The 17400-nt window shown below is 39.1% G+C and carries 17 protein-coding genes; 2 read left to right on the top strand and 15 right to left on the bottom strand.

Annotation, left to right across the window (positions count from 1 at the left end; genetic code table 11):
* Window positions 1-57: 57 nt before the first annotated feature.
* The 8 genes from BCM40_RS11790 to BCM40_RS11825 all read right to left on the bottom strand — a co-directional run bounded on the left by BCM40_RS11790 (window position 58) and on the right by BCM40_RS11825 (window position 7195).
* The gene (locus tag BCM40_RS11790) at window positions 58-387 is read right to left on the bottom strand and encodes an MGMT family protein (RefSeq protein ID WP_065527677.1); all 330 of its coding nucleotides are present in this window, start codon (window positions 385-387) and stop codon (window positions 58-60) included.
* A gap of 13 nt (window positions 388-400) precedes the next feature.
* Window positions 401-880 (bottom strand): hypothetical protein, encoded by a 480-nt coding sequence (locus tag BCM40_RS11795; protein ID WP_065525748.1) that lies wholly within the window; start codon window positions 878-880, stop codon window positions 401-403.
* A 21-nt stretch (window positions 881-901) separates the two neighbouring features.
* Window positions 902-1915 (bottom strand): GNAT family N-acetyltransferase, encoded by a 1014-nt coding sequence (locus tag BCM40_RS11800; RefSeq protein WP_065525747.1) that lies wholly within the window; start codon window positions 1913-1915, stop codon window positions 902-904.
* A 28-nt stretch (window positions 1916-1943) separates the two neighbouring features.
* A complete protein-coding gene (locus BCM40_RS11805) occupies window positions 1944-2606 on the bottom strand; it encodes a YveK family protein (protein ID WP_065525746.1) in 663 nt (220 codons plus the stop codon).
* A gap of 294 nt (window positions 2607-2900) precedes the next feature.
* Window positions 2901-3200, bottom strand: coding sequence for a replication/maintenance protein RepL (locus BCM40_RS11810; protein WP_065525745.1), 300 nt, complete (start codon window positions 3198-3200; stop codon window positions 2901-2903).
* A 236-nt stretch (window positions 3201-3436) separates the two neighbouring features.
* Window positions 3437-4738, bottom strand: a complete 1302-nt coding sequence (locus BCM40_RS11815; protein ID WP_065525744.1) for a Zn-dependent hydrolase — start codon at window positions 4736-4738, stop codon at window positions 3437-3439.
* Window positions 4739-4759: 21 nt separating this feature from the next.
* On the bottom strand, window positions 4760-5935 hold the full coding sequence (locus BCM40_RS11820; protein WP_065525743.1) for an amidohydrolase: 1176 nt from the start codon (window positions 5933-5935) through the stop codon (window positions 4760-4762).
* Window positions 5936-5998: 63 nt separating this feature from the next.
* Window positions 5999-7195: a hypothetical protein gene (locus BCM40_RS11825; RefSeq protein ID WP_065525742.1), complete on the bottom strand. Its 1197-nt coding sequence runs from the start codon at window positions 7193-7195 to the stop codon at window positions 5999-6001.
* A gap of 328 nt (window positions 7196-7523) precedes the next feature.
* Between BCM40_RS11825 and BCM40_RS11830 the strand changes: the two genes are divergently transcribed.
* On the top strand, window positions 7524-8948 hold the full coding sequence (locus BCM40_RS11830; protein ID WP_065525741.1) for an NAD-dependent succinate-semialdehyde dehydrogenase: 1425 nt from the start codon (window positions 7524-7526) through the stop codon (window positions 8946-8948).
* 38 nt (window positions 8949-8986) lie between these two features.
* On the opposite strand, the gene thrB is transcribed toward BCM40_RS11830, so the two are convergent.
* The 3 genes from thrB to BCM40_RS11845 are packed head-to-tail and all read right to left on the bottom strand — an operon-like array spanning window position 8987 to window position 12239.
* Complete coding sequence (gene thrB / locus BCM40_RS11835; protein ID WP_065525740.1) at window positions 8987-9892, bottom strand: homoserine kinase; 906 nt, start codon at window positions 9890-9892, stop codon at window positions 8987-8989.
* Complete coding sequence (thrC, locus tag BCM40_RS11840; protein WP_065525739.1) at window positions 9889-10950, bottom strand: threonine synthase; 1062 nt, start codon at window positions 10948-10950, stop codon at window positions 9889-9891. Before thrC ends, thrB begins: the two co-directional genes overlap by 4 nt.
* Entirely contained in the window at window positions 10947-12239 is a 1293-nt protein-coding gene (locus tag BCM40_RS11845; RefSeq protein ID WP_065525738.1) for a homoserine dehydrogenase, read from the bottom strand. Before BCM40_RS11845 ends, thrC begins: the two co-directional genes overlap by 4 nt.
* Before the next feature lie 127 nt (window positions 12240-12366).
* Here BCM40_RS11845 and BCM40_RS11850 point away from each other — a divergent pair, with 127 nt between their 5' ends.
* Entirely contained in the window at window positions 12367-13731 is a 1365-nt protein-coding gene (locus tag BCM40_RS11850; RefSeq protein WP_065525737.1) for an aspartate kinase, read from the top strand.
* A gap of 61 nt (window positions 13732-13792) precedes the next feature.
* Here BCM40_RS11850 and BCM40_RS11855 read toward each other — a convergent pair whose 3' ends face one another.
* The 4 genes from BCM40_RS11855 to BCM40_RS11870 form a co-directional block, all read right to left on the bottom strand.
* Entirely contained in the window at window positions 13793-14245 is a 453-nt protein-coding gene (locus BCM40_RS11855) for a cupin domain-containing protein (RefSeq protein ID WP_420330060.1), read from the bottom strand.
* 68 nt (window positions 14246-14313) lie between these two features.
* Window positions 14314-15480 carry an aminotransferase class I/II-fold pyridoxal phosphate-dependent enzyme gene (locus BCM40_RS11860; RefSeq protein WP_065525735.1) on the bottom strand — a complete coding sequence of 389 codons (1167 nt, stop codon included), beginning with the start codon at window positions 15478-15480 and terminating at the stop codon, window positions 14314-14316.
* Window positions 15481-15561: 81 nt separating this feature from the next.
* Entirely contained in the window at window positions 15562-16851 is a 1290-nt protein-coding gene (locus tag BCM40_RS11865; RefSeq protein WP_065525734.1) for a TRAP transporter large permease, read from the bottom strand.
* Window positions 16848-17342, bottom strand: coding sequence for a TRAP transporter small permease (locus tag BCM40_RS11870; protein WP_065527676.1), 495 nt, complete (start codon window positions 17340-17342; stop codon window positions 16848-16850). The genes BCM40_RS11865 and BCM40_RS11870 overlap by 4 nt, the downstream gene beginning before the upstream one ends.
* Between the last annotated feature and the right edge of the window lie 58 nt (window positions 17343-17400).

Raw genomic sequence — 17400 nt, forward strand, 5'->3', positions numbered from 1 at the left:
CCTCCAGTTGCATTACTCTTTAAATTCTTAGTGTCTTTTCATTCCACGACAGTTCTATTAAGTATTGTCCATCATCATCATTAAAGGGTCAAACCGATACTGCGCTAAATCAATCCGATCGTTAGAATCGACTTCTACCCCTTCTTCCTGCAACGATTTTCTTTGAAAAAAACGCGCTTCTTCATCGTGAAGTGCAATTTGACCTTGCTTATTGACGATTCTATGCCACGGTAAACTATGTTTATCACTCATACTGTGAAGGATTCTTGTTACTTGCCTTGCTGCTCGAGGACTACCAGCTATCGCAGCCACTTGTCCATAAGTCATAATCTTCCCCGCTGGAATCTGTTTTATTATAGTTAATGCTTTTTCGGTGAAAGTTTGCATTTTTACATCCATCCTATTGTGCTTTTTTCTTTTGACTCTCCACTTCCATTAATAAACGCCCGCTTTTGTAATCTTTTAAAAGCTCTTGAACAAACTCATACAATGGCAGCTTTCCGGTATCTATCGCAAGCCCATCACTTTCAGCATGGACACACTTATAATACTCTACCATTCTGTCAACCAATTCCTCAAGACCTTCTAACGATTGTTCTTGGTCATGCTGCAATGGACGTTTTAAGTCGATGGTTTTTGCTTCATTTAAATATAAAAACTTCATTTTATCGATATCATCCACAGTTTGATCAAATAGCTGTTGGTTTCGATCTAGACGGTAAAAACTTCTCCAAAAAACAAAAATCTCTTTCGCGACACCCAATTTTTTTGCGCCAAGCGAAGAATTTAAGCCTTCGACCACACAAATTTCGTACATAATTTTTCTTAATGACTTTTTATATTCTCTTTCTACCACACCTTTATATTGCATATACTTCATGATAAACCCTCCCCGGATTGATTAAATATTTCTATATCTCCGAATCACATCTTGCTCTTCAACCGATACTAAGCTGTCGTATGTTTGTTGATCATGTATTTTTTGACCGATATAAAATTTACTAGGTTCACAATTAGCAATTTCTTTTTTTATTTGCTTGTGATGTTTTACATGACCTCGAAAGTCTCCGCCTAGATGAAAAAAAGAATAATAATTTTCTTCTCCCCACTCCGCAATTTTTAACAATAAGATTCGCATAGTATTTTCGCTATACACATCAGATACACTACCTTCAAGATGATAAAAAATGGTATCCCCCATCGCTAGTACATAACAAGCTGTAACTAGTTTTTCTTCATGATATACACCAAATAAATGGAGATCTGACCCCATTGAACTAATTAAGGTTTCAAAATAATCGTTTGTAAAAAAGTAGTAGCTATCCGCTTCTTCTCTTCTTCTGGCGGCTGCATAATACAGTACTAGAAATTCAAACATATGCCTTACTGTCCCTAACTTTTTGACAACTAAATTTTTATCGTTTTGATCTTCCTTGCGACTATTTAATTGAATTTTCTCGTAAGGGTTGTTCTTATCTTTTAAATTAATTGTGTAGGTATTAAATAACGGAGAAACATTCAAATAGCTTTGGAAAATATTAGCGTTTTCTGTTAATGGATGAAAACGTATATACTCCGCAATAATTTTTTCACTTTTACAATACTCCCTAAAAGCTTCTCTAAAATTTGCAGCTAAATTCGCCTGACTGTTTTCTACTTTTAGTAAAGGTCCCCCATATCCAAAGGGAGTTGTAACATCATAAAATGTGGTTTCTTCTTCGCTCACTTGTCTTTTAATAAAAGGATAAACAACCTCACCTTCATCATCTTTATAATGAAAAAGCAACGCCTCTCCTGGATCCAACTTCAGTGCCCCTAAAAAATACTGATTTGTATAGTAAATTTCTGTGATGTGTAATGTATCAAGTAGTTTTTTCCAGCGACTGCGCTCCTGTATTGATATCAGCTCATACATCCATTCCACCCCTACTTCACCTTAAAAATCATTTGAAAACTGTTTGTAATTGTTGCTCTCTTTCTTCTATTTCTCTATCTCTACTAGTTACATTTTTCACTACACTGATGCCTAACATTAAAAGAATGCTGAAGATAAATCCGATTAATGTCCCTATTAGTGTGTATAGTATGATTGCACTTTGACTCGGCTCTCTACTTTCTCCTTCAGCTGATGCCAGAGAAATAACGTTTACATTAGCAACTTGTAAAGATGTCTTTACTTCTTGCTCAAAAACTGTTGCCAATGTATTGGCAATATTACTTGACTCATGTTTATTTTGAGAAAAAGTAGTAACCGTTAAAACTGGAGAGTTATTGGTATAGCTCACATGTACTTGTTTGCGAAGATCAGCGATAGAAGTTGAAAGGTTTAGTTTTTCTCTTACTTTCTCCAATACTTCTGGACTTTTTAAAAAAGTAGCGTAAGCTTCTGTCACGCGAAAGTCTACCTGCTGGTTTTCAATTTCTAATTGAGAAGTTGTGGATACATCTCCGATTAGTAATTGGCTAGTAGACTGATATTCCGGTTTCACGAAAAAAACAAAAATGAACAATGTTGTAAGCATTAAACAAAAAGTAAGACTGATTACAAAGGAAATTCGTTTTTTATAACCCGCTAACAACTGTTTCATGACTTTCAAATCACTCATTATGTTCTCCCCCTCATTCGAAAGCGTTAATTTTCCTCTTATTTCTAAAAATTCAGATTATTATAGTTCATTTATATCATACTTGAGTGGTTCTATCTACTCTTTTATCTATATTTTTTAAATATTTAGATTTCTAAATAAGTAATTAGTCTAAAGGCACAAATAAAATAAAGTCATTTATAAGAAAAATAGGTACTATAGCATATAAATGACTTTTTCTTTGCATTTGGATTTTTTCCCTTTTTTACAAATAGAAACTAAAAAGCACCCCTCAAGTATTTGAGAGATGCTTCGTTATTCTTTCCATAATCCAATAATTCCGTTTCTTCGATAAATAATTTCTTTTGACTCTAATATTTTTAACACTTTAGTTAAGGTTTGATGTGAAATGTTAATATCTGTTGTAATTTCTTTGATTGTTTTAAAAAGTACACCTTCTGCCGAAGCATTTTTTACAAAGTATTGGATAAACCTTTCTCCAACTTCTGCTATTTTTTCAGTTTCTGATGAGAAGCATACACGGCAATCATTCAAAATTTTCTCTTCTGAAAATACATTTATAGTGTTGTACACCTGATTCTCCTTCACTTTCACCTAACCACCTCCAAAATTTGCAGCCCAGGGGCATACACTTAATGTACCTATACCCTATCTATTTCAAAATATACATACAATTTCATTTAGTACTGATAATTCCAAAGTTATATTTCAAATTCCATATTAAGGTTATAATTCAACGGCTCTAATCGGGTAGATTGGTCATTTCAGCAAAAAAAGAAAACAGGAAAAATTCATTTCCTGTTTTCTTTATCGATTGGTAACATGATTAGTTATTGTTTCATTGAAGTTTCAATAAAGTCTTTCAACACATGAATTCCCATGACACAATCGTTTAAACTAGACCACTCTTTTGGATTGTGACTAATCCCATCTTTACTTCTGACAAAAAGCATGGCGACAGGAATTGTGCGACCAAGATTCATCGCATCGTGACCGGCCCCACTTGGAATATACGTTGGGACAATATCAAACTTTTTTAACGATGTCGCTAGACGAGTTTGCAACTTGTTAGCAATAGGAACGGGCTTGATCCTCGTATTCAACTTAGTCGTTACATGTACCTCATGTTTTATTGCGACTTTTTCAGCTTGTTCGATTAATTGATCAATTAAAAGATCTCTTGGTTCTTCATTAATGTCGCGAATATCAACTAGCATTTCCACTTTCTCTGGTATAACATTTGCTCCATTTGGGAAAACTTCTAATTTCCCGACTGTAGCTACTGCCGTATTATTTATGGCTCTTGGAAATTCAGGAATCGATTGAAGAAATTCTGCAGCAGCTACTAAACAGTCTTTTCTTCCAGTCATGGGTGTATTTCCTGCATGTCCAGCTTCACCTACAAAGACGACTTTAAGCCAAGCGGGACCAGCAATACCATTTACGATTCCAACTGGTTGATCCGCTTGCTCCAACTTTTTCCCTTGTTCAATGTGCACTTCTACAAACAGTTCTAATTCTGTTAAATCTCTTTTAGCCGCTTTAAAAGCTTCAAGTGTGCTCCCATAATGAGTTAATACTTCTTCTAATGTCTCTCCATTATAGTCACGAAGCTGCGCTATTTCTTCATCCGAAATAGCGCCAATCATTGCTTGACTCCCCGTTAACCCCCTATTAAAACGTGATCCTTCTTCATCTGAAAAAATAATTACTTCGTAAGGTTTATCAGGAATATAGCCTGTTTCTTTCCACGATTCCACAACTTCAAGTGCGGATAAGACACCAAGAGGACCATCAAAGTTACCGCCATTTGGAACACTGTCTACATGAGAACCAGAAGCGATAGCTGGAGCTTTTTGCAAACCTTCCAAGCGAGCTGTAACGTTCCCTGCTCCGTCTTCTGATACTTGTAAGCCCGCTTCTACCATCCATTCTTTCACCAGTGTTTTTGCCGCTTTTTCTTCATCGGAAAAGCCAGGTCTTTTTATGCCACCCACTTGAGAAAAACCAATCTGAGACAATTCGAATAATCGTTTTGCAATACGTTCTCCGTTAATGCCTGAATGACTGAGTTTAACATCATAATTTTTTATTAATTCTTCGTATAATGGATTATCATTTGTTTTTGGCATAATATCCTCCTTAGTTTTTTGTTAGTTAGTTAAGAAAGACCATGCATATTGTGCGTAAAGTTCTGCTCCTATTACCATTGAATCTTCATCTACATTAAACTTGCCATGATGATGTGCCCACTGTGTATCTTTTTGTGGATTACCACTACCTACTAAAGCAAAGCTTCCTGGAACTTCGTCTAAGTAAAACGAGAAATCTTCTCCACCCATAGTCGGTTTTTCTACATAAAGAGAATTTTCACCGAAAGCTTCAATTGCTACGTCTTGCACTAACTGCGCACTCTCTGCTCCATTTATAACAGCTTGTGTTCCGCGAATATACTCAACTTCTGCTGTACCACCATAGATAGCTGCTGTATGATCTGCATAAATCTTAAGTTGCTTTTCGATATGATCTCGTGTTGCAGGGTCAAAGCATCGCACCGTTCCCTCAATATCTGCATTTTCAGCAATAATATTAAAGCGAGTTCCTACAACCATTTTCCCAATTGTTACAACGGCTGACTGTTGAGGATCTACAGTCCGTGAAACAACAGATTGTACATTCATTACAAACGACGATGCAATAATCGCTGCATCAACACAATCTTGAGGCATTGCACCGTGGCCTCCTTGACCTTTAAAGTGGACTTTGAAAATATCTGCAGAAGCAAAGGCTGGACCTGGACTGCAAGCTATTTTCCCTGTTTCACTTTGAGACCAAATGTGAATGCCAAACACATTATCCACACCTTTTACCGCACCTTGGTCAACCATCGCTTTTGCGCCAGTCGCCACTTCTTCAGCAGGCTGGAAAACAAATCGTATATTTCCCGGAATCTCTTCTTTTACACTGACTAGCGCTTTAGCTGCTGTTAAAAGCATCGCTGTATGGACATCGTGCCCGCATGCATGCATTTTGCCAAGTTTTTTCGACTTGTATGCCAAGTCTGTATTTAGTTCTTCTACAGACAAAGCATCCATATCCGCTCTAAGCGCAACAGTTTTACCATCTTTGCCGCCTTGAAGCTCAGCAACCACACCTGTGGGTTCCATTTTATGCGCTTTGATACCAAGTTCCGTCAAATAATCATAAACAAATTGAGAAGTTTGAAACTCTTCCCATGATAGTTCCGGCTCGCTATGAAGCTTGCGACGAATCCTAATCATTTCATCGCTATTCTCTTTTATCGCTTTTTTTATCGTTTGGTTAATCATGATTAATCCCCTCCGATTGTCTCGATAAACAGTTGTTCAAGTTTCATTTATCATTCGTTTCTCTTATAGGAAGCCGACAAAGATGCCTGCTAAAATAACCGAAACAATAGTAACTGTGATAAAACCGGCCACTAACATTGGTGGTAACATGTGACTTGTTAATACTTCGCGTTCTTTTTCATCTTTTGTTAAGGAATTGATTACTTCTACTGTAATAATATAATCTGCTGGGAATCCGTACAGAGCAGTCAATGAAACGGCAAAAGCCATCTCTTTACTGACTTTAAGAAGTTTCCCGACGATAAACGAAAAGATATACATACCCACCACACCAATCACGATACAGCCAATGAGTGGATAAAGAATTTCAAGCATCATACTTGGTGTGGCATTTTTTAATCCATCGAAAATGAATAGTAGAAGTGCCATGATCGCAAATCCAAAACCATTTGCTTTTTGTAACGGGTGACGCTCAAGAAAGCCAATGCTACGAGCAATTACGCCGAACAACAAACACAATACAAACGGACTGATTTCAACTACGGGCGTTAACAGGGTTGCAGTTAAATAAGCCAAGTAACCAACCAGAGCTAAACGGAAAAATTTAAAAAAGTCGGTATTGTATTTATCCGGCATCCTCGCAAACATGCGCGGTTCTTTAACGGGTTTATCAACAGTTCCTGGTTGATTAGCAGGCATTTCTTTTAATGTAAGTTCGTTATTTCTATATTTCGTTAGAAGATTTTTCCCTTCTTTTTTCAGCATAACTGAAGTAAGTGGATAACCTGCAAAGCCTTGAACAACATATATTACGATTGCAAAAACAGCTAATGCTGGTAACCCGGCAGCAGCTGCACCTTCAGACATGATTAAAGCAGATACTAACCCACCAACTAAAGGAGGAATGGCCACTACCACTGTTTGATAGTCAAACAGTAAAGTTCCGATACTGAATAAAGCAGCAATAATTCCGGCAATACCAGATAATGCGATTAAAATAGTTCTCCATTGATCTTTCAATTCTTGCAAAGACAATAACGTTCCCATATTTGTGATTAGTAAATAAATAAGCATCACAGCTACAGCTGGTGGTACACCTGAAAGCGTAACAATATCAGCAGGAAAGAATGTCCAATATCCGAGCAAGAATAAAACTCCACTGACAAATATTGAAGGTATCCAAGCTTTGGTGCGAATTGAAACTGCTTCACCGACAAATAAGACGAAAACTATAATTGATAATGCGAGCATTTGAGCCATTTTCTTTCCTCCATTTTCTTATGTCAGCTTAAACGATTGTCTTGCTTTTAAGCTGAATATTTTTACTATTGCAATAGTAGCACATCAATCAGTCTTTATATATTAAAGTTTTAAACTTTTTTTAAATAACATTAACTTTGTTTAACGTGCGAATAGAGATAAATCGCTTTCATTACCTATATATTGCATATTTTAAAGTACTCTTAATCCTTTTTCTTTGTGTCGGAATTGTGAACAGACCAATCCTATCTTTTCTGTAAGCGTTTATTCATGAGGATTTAGAGGTATTTATTAGGATACGCAAAAATCAAAAGGAGGATGTCGAAGCATGGATGGTAGACATTATATTAATGGCGAATGGTCAAATACAGGTGATGGCAAAATTGACGTTACGAATCCTGCAACAGGTGAAGTCATAGGATCCGTTCCTAATGGCGGCGAGCAAGAAGCAACAGATGCAATCGATGCAGCATCTGCAGCTTTTCCAGAGTGGTCAAAAACGACTGCTTACCACCGTGCAGACCTTCTCATGAAATGGCATGATCTATTACTTGAACATAAAGAGGAAATTGGAGAGATTTTAACAAAAGAAATGGGAAAACCTCTCGCAGAAGCGATTGGCGAAATTGAATACTCCGCTTCTTTTGTTTCTTGGTTTGCAGAAGAAGGAAAGCGCATATACGGGCGAACCATTCCAGCTAGTAAAGAAGGTAAACGTATTCAAATCAATAAGCAACCTGTTGGAGTAGTTGTTTCTATTACACCGTGGAATTTCCCTGCCGCTATGATGGCTCGAAAAATGGCTCCCGCACTTGCAGCTGGATGCACATTTGTAGCGAAACCTGCTAAAATGACGCCATTAACAGCGGTTAAAATGTATGAATTGGCGATTGAAGCTGGATTCCCTAAAGGTGTCATCAACTTAGTGACAGGAAGTGCTAGTAAAATTGGTAAAGTGTTTACTAGTCACCCCGATGTTCGTAAACTTACCTTTACTGGATCAACTGAAATCGGCAAAGAATTGATGAAACAAGCTTCAGAAACAATGTTAAATTTATCTCTCGAATTAGGCGGTCATGCCCCCATCATTGTCTTAGAAGATGCAAATATGGAGTTAGCCATCGAAGGCGTTATCGCTTCGAAATTCCGCAATGCTGGACAAACATGTGTATGTGGTAACCGCATTTATGTTCAACAAAGCATTGCAGAAGAGTTTTCTAAAAAACTTGGTGAAGCTGCTAGCCAATTGAAAGTTGGTAATGGGTTGGACGAAGGTGTAAAAATCGGTCCTTTAGTAGATAAAGATGGATATGAAAAAGTAGAAAAACACGTTCAAGATGCTGTTGAAAAAGGGGCTAAAGTGGTCGTTGGCGGAGAAGGACGTACTGAAAACAATGCTTATTTTTATAACCCAACAGTTCTAACCAATGCCTCATCCGATATGTTGGTTATGAACGAAGAAACGTTTGGTCCGGTGGCACCGATTATGACTTTCGAAACAGATGAAGAAGCTGTTGAACTTGCTAATGATACACGCTTTGGCTTAGCTGCTTATTTTTTCACTGAAAGCATGTCGCGTGGCACTTATATCGCTGAAAACCTTGACTATGGCATTGTCGGATGGAACGACGGTGCACCATCCACTGCACAAGCACCATTTGGTGGCATGAAAGAAAGTGGTGTGGGACGTGAAGGTGGTAAAGAAGGTCTAGAAGCCTTCCTTGAAACCAAATACATTTCGATTAAAGTTTAATGTAAATAAAAAGCTGCTCCGAAATTCGGAGCAGCTTTTTATAATACTGTTTCACATATTTTAATCCCTTTAGAAGATGGTTTTGTTACTAAACTTTCATAAAGCGGGAATTTCTCTGCTAATTGAGTTGCTACCATTTTTTCTTGTCCTTTTTCGACAGCGATAAATAACGATGGTCCTGCTCCACTTATTGCCATGCCGTATACTCCAAGCTTTAAGCAGCTTTTTTGTATTTGTTCAAAGTCTTGAAATCTGCTTTTGCGGTAAGGTTCATGAAAAACGTCTTTTTGCATCATTCGTCCTGCCGTTTTCCAATCGCCTCTTGCTAAAGCAGCGGATAGTACGTTTCCAGAAGCGCTACCTCGTATCGCCGTTTTATAAGGTAAATTTTCAGGCAATAGATCACGTGATTCTGACGTTAAAAATTCAGTCGGTGGCACTAAAATAACTACGCCAATCTCAACTTCTGGAACATGAATAATTTCTAGCTCGTCCTCGTCAAAATAAGAAATGGTTAACCCACCAAGAAGCGATGCTGAAATGTTATCGGGATGCCCTTCCATTTCCGTACCGATTTTCAATTTCTCTTTCATCGAAAGTTGCAAACCGATTAATCGATCGGCAATTTCGATACCCGCAGCAATGGCTGAAGCACTGCTGCCAAGTCCTCTACTTAACGGAATTTCTGTATCAATGACCAATTTTGCAGTTGGCAAAGACCGGTTGTATTGATCAGCAACTGCTTGGGCAGTTGCAACAATCAAATTATCCGTTCCCGTTGCAAGCTGCTTGTATCCTTGGTCTTTGTATTCAACTTGCCAAGTAGCAGATGGCGAAACATGAACAAACATATGAAGATCTAATGCCAGACCAATCGAATCAAATCCAGGGCCAAGATTGGCAGTAGAAGCTGGAACGGTTACCGAAAATTCTTTCCAACTCATACTTTCACTCCTTTTTTTAAATCCTCCCAAAATTGCTCCATGTCTTCTGGAACGAGTAGCGCTTTGTGCTGATTAACCGAAATAGCAGTTTCAGGATCTTTCAAACCATTTCCTGTTAATACTGCTACTACTTTCGATCCTTTTTCCAAAAGACCACTTTCGACTTGTTTCTTGATACCGGCAATCGATGCACACGATGCTGGTTCCGCAAAAACTCCTTCAGTCGAAGCTAACATTTGATAAGCTTCTAAAATTTCTTCATCAGTAGCCGCTAAAATTGTGCCATTTGATTCATCTAGGGCATTAAGTGCCAACTGCCAGCTTGCCGGATTTCCAATGCGGATAGCAGTAGCTACAGTTTCTGGGCTTTCTACTACTTTATTGTGAACGATTGGTGCAGCTCCGGCTGCTTGTACGCCTAGAAGGATTGGACGCTGTTTGCCAGTACGCTCTGCGTATTCCGTGAACCCTTTCCATGATGCTGAAATGTTACCTGCATTGCCAACTGGTAACGCAAAAACGTCTGGTACTTGTCCCAACTGATTAATAACTTCAAAGGCAATCGTTTTTTGTCCTTCTAGGCGATAGGGGTTAACGGAATTGACTAATGCAATACCCGCTTCTTGACCAACTTCTCTGACCATTTGAAGAGCTTCATCGAAATTCCCTTTAATTTCAAGAATTTCTGCTCCGTACATTTTGGCTTGGGCTAACTTTCCAAGTGCAATGCGCCCTTCTGGAATGACGACAATTGTACGCATCCCTGCTCGTGCGCCGTAAGCCGCTGCGGAAGCAGAAGTATTTCCCGTTGAAGCGCATATCAATACCGTTTTGCCTTCTTCTTTTGCTTTAGCAACTGCCATGACCATACCGCGGTCTTTAAATGACCCAGTTGGATTGGCACCTTCTAATTTCACGTAAAGTTCAATGCCCCATTCTTTTGAAAGCTTCTCTAAATGAACGAGCGGTGTATTGCCTTCTTGTAAAGTTAGTGAAGGGGTATTTTCTGTAACAGGTAGCCACTCTTTATGTTCTTCGATTAGTCCTTGCCATCTCATGCTGTTTCCTCCCCTTCTATGCGGTAATGGCTAATAACGCTCGCCGTTCCTTCTACCTCTTTTAAAACGTCTAAATGTTGCTGTCTAGAAATTTGATGCGTCAATAACACCAATTCTGCTTTTCCTTGGTCTCCAGCTGGTGATTGGATTACTGATTGAATGCTTGCCCCATGTTTGCTATAAATTGACGTCATTTTTGATAACACGCCAACTTCGTCGTTTACGAGCAAGCGGTGACAATATTTTGCAAAGCGTTTTGCTTCTGGTTTGATGACACGTTCGTGCTGTGCTGCATGAGCCCGTTTACCGTTAACGCCAAGTTGCAAGTTACGACAAGCTGCGATAATGTCAGAAACTACAGACGTTGCGGTTGGTAATGATCCCGCTCCTGGTCCATATAACATGGTTTCACCTACAGCATCTCCGTATATGTATACTGCATTGAATTCGTTATTCACTGAAGCAAGCGGATGTGAGTTGGCAAGAAAAATCGGTTCTACGGAAACTTCGATGCCATCTTCATCTTTTGTTGAAGATCCAACCATCTTCATCGTATACCCAAATTTATTGGCTAACTCTAAATCGCCATCACGAATTTCTTTCATTCCTCTTACAAGAACATCATCTAAATGAACTTCTGTCGAAAATGCAAGTGAAGACAAAATAACCATTTTGCGAGCAGCATCAAGACCATCTACATCCGCTGAAGGATCTGCTTCTGCATAACCTAATGCAGTAGCTTCTGCCAATGCATCTTCATATGTCATATTTTCGTTTTTCATTTTTGTCATAATGAAGTTTGTTGTGCCGTTGACGATTCCCATTAAACTAGAAATACGGTCTGAAGCTAGACCATCTTCTAATGTACGAATAATAGGTACCCCACCTGCTACACTTGCCTCATAAAAAAGATCGCATTTTTCAGCATCTGCTAGTTTCAGAAGTTCGTGGCCAAATTCTGCCATAATGTCTTTATTGGCTGTAACCACTTGCTTGCCTGCTTTGAGTGCTTTTTCAATAGCTGTTTTAGCGCCGTCTACGCCACCCATCACTTCGACAATAATATCGAGAGAAGAATCATTTAAGATTTCATCTATATCCGTTGTAAAAACACTCGGGTCTAAGCTAGAAAGCCGATCTTTTTTGGTATCTCTGACCAGTACTTTCTTAATAGAAACTTGGGCACCTAATTTATGATGCAAATCTTGCTGATGTTGCTGAATGATTGTCGCAACTCCGCTGCCCACCGTTCCAAGGCCTAATAATCCGATAGAAATTTCATTTTTCATTGACGATTCCTCCCATGGTGTGTACACTGTGAAAAAACAACTGTTTTTGTCATAGAGACATTATAGTATTATCTATTAGTTAAAACAACCCTTTTACAGACTATTAAAAAAGATGGGACTTGATTGGATGAAAGTAAGCAAATTTGGCGGGACTTCAGTAGCTAGTGCACAACAAATAAAAAAAGTGGCAGCCATCGTTAAAGCAGAGCCATCTCGTAAAATTGTCGTTGTCTCTGCACCAGGTAAGCGATTCGCTGGAGACGTCAAAGTGACAGATTTGCTGATTAACTTATCAGCAGCGGCTCTTCGTGATGAATCAACAGATGAGGCGCTTGCCAAGGTTGTGGAAAGATATGCACAAATCACAGACGAATTAGGGCTAGATCACAAGGTTACTCATATCATCGAAACAGACCTCTTAAACCGTCTTCAATCAGATAAAAGTTCTCCACCTCTTTTTGCGGATTTGATCAAAGCGAGTGGTGAAGACAATTCTGCAAAACTAATAGCTGCGTACTTAACGTCTATTGGTATGCCAGCAGAGTACGTTAACCCATTTGATGCGGGTTTATTTGTCAATGACTTACCAGAGCGTGCACAAGCACTCCCAGAAGCTTATGAGCGACTGGCTGATTTAAAAAATAAAAAAACCATTTCAGTGTTTCCTGGCTTTTTCGGATATACAAAAAGTGGAACATTACGGACATTTGAACGTGGAGGCTCAGATATTACCGGGTCTATCATTGCCGCTGCTGTAAAAGCAGAACTCTATGAAAACTTTACCGATGTTGACTGCGTTTTTGCAGCAAATCCCCAAGTTGTTGAAAACCCTGCTGCTATCGAACAAATGACGTACCGCGAAATGCGAGAACTTTCATATGCTGGATTTGCCGTCTTGCACGATGAAGCCCTTATGCCTGTTTTTAAAGCAGCTGTTCCGTTATGCATTCGCAATACAAATAACCCTTCTGCACCCGGGACAATGATTGTGGCAGAACGTGATCATTCGCTTCGCCCCGTAACAGGCATTTCAGCAGATAGCGGGTTCTCTACTTTATATGTTAGTAAATACTTGATGAACCGTGAAATTGGTTTTGGTCGCAAGCTTCTTCAAATTTTGGAAGACGAAGCGATTTCATACGAGCACATCCCGTCCGGTATCGATAACTTGTCTGTGATTTTACGTAGTCATCAATTGTCGTCTGATAAAGAACAACGCATCATAGATCGTGTGAAATCTGAACTGAACGCTGATGATGTTCATATCCGTAGCGATTTCTCAATGGTTGTTTTGGTGGGCGAAGGCATGAACAACCAAAAAGGTTTAACAGCTCGCGCAGCGAATGCTTTTGCTAGAACAGGTGTTAATATTGAAATGATTAACCAAGGATCTTCCGAAGTAAGTTTGGTGTTCGGAATTTTGAAAGAAGATGAACAAAAAATCTTGAACGAACTGTATAAAGAGTTTTTCGAACCTGCTTTGGTTCATTAATACGATTGAAACTATAAATTGAAAGCCCTTTGCTAATACTCGGCAAAGGGCTTTCAATTTTTTATGCCCAGTGTTCGGTAACCGGTCCGGAACTACCAAAAACGGGATCTGTTTTTGGCACCGGCGTATTTTGGATATCATCCAATACAAAAGGCCGTTCTTCCACCTTCCCCGTTTTTAAATTGTGAGACTTGCCCTCTGGATAAGCGCCTATTACTTGAAAGTCTTGACTCGACTCTAACAGTTTATGACCTGTCCCAGCAGGTAACAGGACAACATCACCTGTACTTACACGAAAATTTTCGCCATGGTCTCCGCCAATACGCAGCACGGCGGAACCGCTGCGAACTCCTAACACTTCATGTGTATTGCTATGGTAATGATGATAGTTAAAGACCCCGCCAGTCCAGCTATTTCGCCATCCATGGCCATTAAATACTTGTTCAATTTTTTCGGGGTTCGCTTTAAAAACTGCTGGGTAATAAATTACGCTAAGCGTTGAATTATTCGGGATACTGCCATCGTCTTTGAAATAAAAATAGTGTGCGTTAACGATAGGGATCAGCTCCTATTTACTTAAGATTAGTCACTTGAGTTTAACGTCTGAATAAACTGTTCAAGTCGATTCATCCCTTCTTCAAGAACAGTCATGCTATAAGCATAAGAAATCCGTACAAATCCTTCACCATATTTTGTAAATGCAGAACCCGGCACTGCTGCTACTCCGCCTTCTCTTAATAACCGCATCGCAAAATCAAAAGAAGTCATACCAAATTTTTCAATGGAAGGGAAAATATAAAACGCACCTTTTGGCAAAATTACGTCGATGCCCATATCCGTTAAACGTTTATAGACAAAATCCCTTCGTTCAATATATTCTTTGTTCATTTCAGCAGGTATATGACGCTGATTTTTCATGGCTTCAAGTGCCGCGTATTGACTTGGTACAGCCGCACAAATAGCATTGTACTGGTGAACTTTCAACACGTGTTTCATATACATTTCGGGTCCTAACACAAAGCCAATTCGCCAACCTGTCATCGAATGCGATTTCGATAAACCATGTACGAGAAATGTTCGGTTACGCAATTTTTCAAAGCGCGCAAACGTTGTATGCTTTTCACCATATGAATTTTCACTATAAATTTCATCGGTAACGATGAATACCTCATGTCTCTCAAGAACTGCTGCAACTTTTTCGAGTTGAGTCGATTCCATGGTGACACCTGTCGGATTAGAAGGGAAATTCATCAATACCGCTTTTGTACGATCTGTGATTAACTCTTCAAGACGCTCAGGGTCTGGTTGAAAACCAGTATCTGAAGTATCCAAATAAATGACTTTTCCTCCACAAAGCTGAATAATCGGCTCGTAGCCCGGATACGCTGGAGCAGGTATGATAACCTCGTCTCCTTCTTCTAAAATCGCTCGAAAAAGCGAGTCTAATCCTTCGCTGGCCCCGTTGGTTACAATAATTTCTGTTTGCGGATTAAATTTCAACGCATACGTATCTTGAAAAAAAGAAGCGATTTCCGCTCTTAACTCAAACAATCCTGCATTATGTGTATAGCTAGTTTGATTGTTTTGAATGGCTGTGACTGCTGCTTGTTTTACCGCTTCTGGCGTTGGAAAATCAGGCTGTCCGATTGTTAAATTAATCGCTTCGGGATAATCGATTAATTGATTTGAAAACTGACGAATGCCGGAAATTTGAATAGATTCAATGCGTCTATTAATTGAGATGCTCATAGGTGACAACCTTTCTCTTAACTAAATCGACCATAAGAAAAGAAAGCTCTTCTTTAGCTCAATTGATAGTGAAAATTTTCGTTATTCATAAAGCCCTGGTAACCATAAAGATAGCGCCGGAATAAATGTAATAATAAGCAAACAAACAATCATTGAAAGCAAGAATGGAATTACCGCAAAGGCAATTTTCTCAAAACGAACGCCACCGACACTCGATGCCACAAATAAGTTAACACCAAGAGGTGGTGTGACAAATCCAATTGCTAAGTTGGCTACTAAAATAACCCCAAAATGCACAGGGTCTACGCCCACACTCACCACAATCGGCAGTAAAATGGGTGTTAATACCACTAATGCTGAAATGGTATCGATAAACATTCCGACTACAAGCAGCAATAAGTTAATCGCCAGTAAAATAACGAGGGGATTACTCGATAACGCCGTTAAATAATCAGAGATTTCTCCAGGAATTTGTTCAATGGTCATAAAATAAGCAAATGATACAGATAATCCGATGATGATCATAGTGGTGGAATTTATCACAATCGCTTGTCGAAAGCTTTCGTAAAGACCTTGCCAAGATAATTCTTTATAAACGAATTTGCCAATTATTATAGCATAAACGACCGCTACTACGGCTGCTTCAGTTGGCGAAAAGATTCCCCCATATATCCCACCAAGAATAATAACAGGAATCAATAATGCCCATTTTGCATCCCAAAAAGTTACTAACACATCTTTAAATTTAAAAGTCGAAGCTTCCCCCGGCTCAGGCTTATAGCCACGTTTTTTAGAAATGATGTATGCAGTAAGTAATAATCCGGATCCAATAATAATGCCCGGAATGATGCCTGCTAAAAACATACTCCCCACTGAAACCCCACCAATAACACCATAAAGAACAAATGGAATACTTGGGGGAATTATGACGCCAATCGATCCTGCAGCTGCAGCAACTGCTGAAGCGAAGCCACCGTCATAATTTCTGGCAACCATTGCTGGAATCATAAAGCCGCCAATCGCCGCTACAGTTGCAGGACCAGAACCTGATATGGCTGCGAAAAACATACATGCCACAATTGTCACCATTCCTAAACCACCTGTCATCCAACCAACTAAGGACGCGGCAAATGCGAGCAAGCGTTTAGAAACACCACCTTTGCCCATCAATATTCCAGCAAGCATGAAGAAAGGAATCGCGAGAAGTGGAAATGAATCGAGAGAAGTAAAAGCTTTTTGCGTAATAATGCTAAGTGGCAAAGTTGTACCAAAATAAATCGCTGTCAAAGCTGAAACGCCTAAAGCAATCGCGATGGGTACACCAATTAACAAACAAACAAATAAAGTGCCAAATAAAAGAGCGATCGTCATGTCGGAAGGTCCCCTCCCTTATGCATCTCATAATCACCTTGCCAAATTTTAATCAATTGTTGTATTAGACGAATACACATACCAGCACCACCTATTGGAATCGCTAAAAATGGAATCCACATCGGTAATTGCATCGCTGGCGTAACTTGTCCGTTGGCAATACTGCTTAATACTAAATCTGTTCCAAAATAAGCTAAAAATAATGCCATGATAAACCAAATGACAAGCGTGATTGTTTCAAAAATTTTTCTTGGCAATCCTTCAAATCGGGTAATAAAAGCTTCTACACGGATGTGCTCTCGCAATTTCACGGCGTAACTTGCGCCAATCCATACTTGAAAAATATGTATATACCGGGCCATTTCTTCTGTCCAACTTGGCGCATTCGAAAACACATACCGACCAACAACTTGCCCGAAAATTAAGGCAACCATCAGCACTAATGTCAAAACTAGAAAGGCCTCTTCTGCTTTCTCAAACTTCTTAATCATGCATGCACTTCCTTTCATAAAACGAAAAATCAAGGAATTTCTTCCTTGATTTTTCAAC

Source organism: Planococcus donghaensis, from assembly GCF_001687665.2.
In the GTDB taxonomy this organism is placed as follows: Bacteria; Bacillota; Bacilli; order Bacillales_A; family Planococcaceae; genus Planococcus; species Planococcus donghaensis.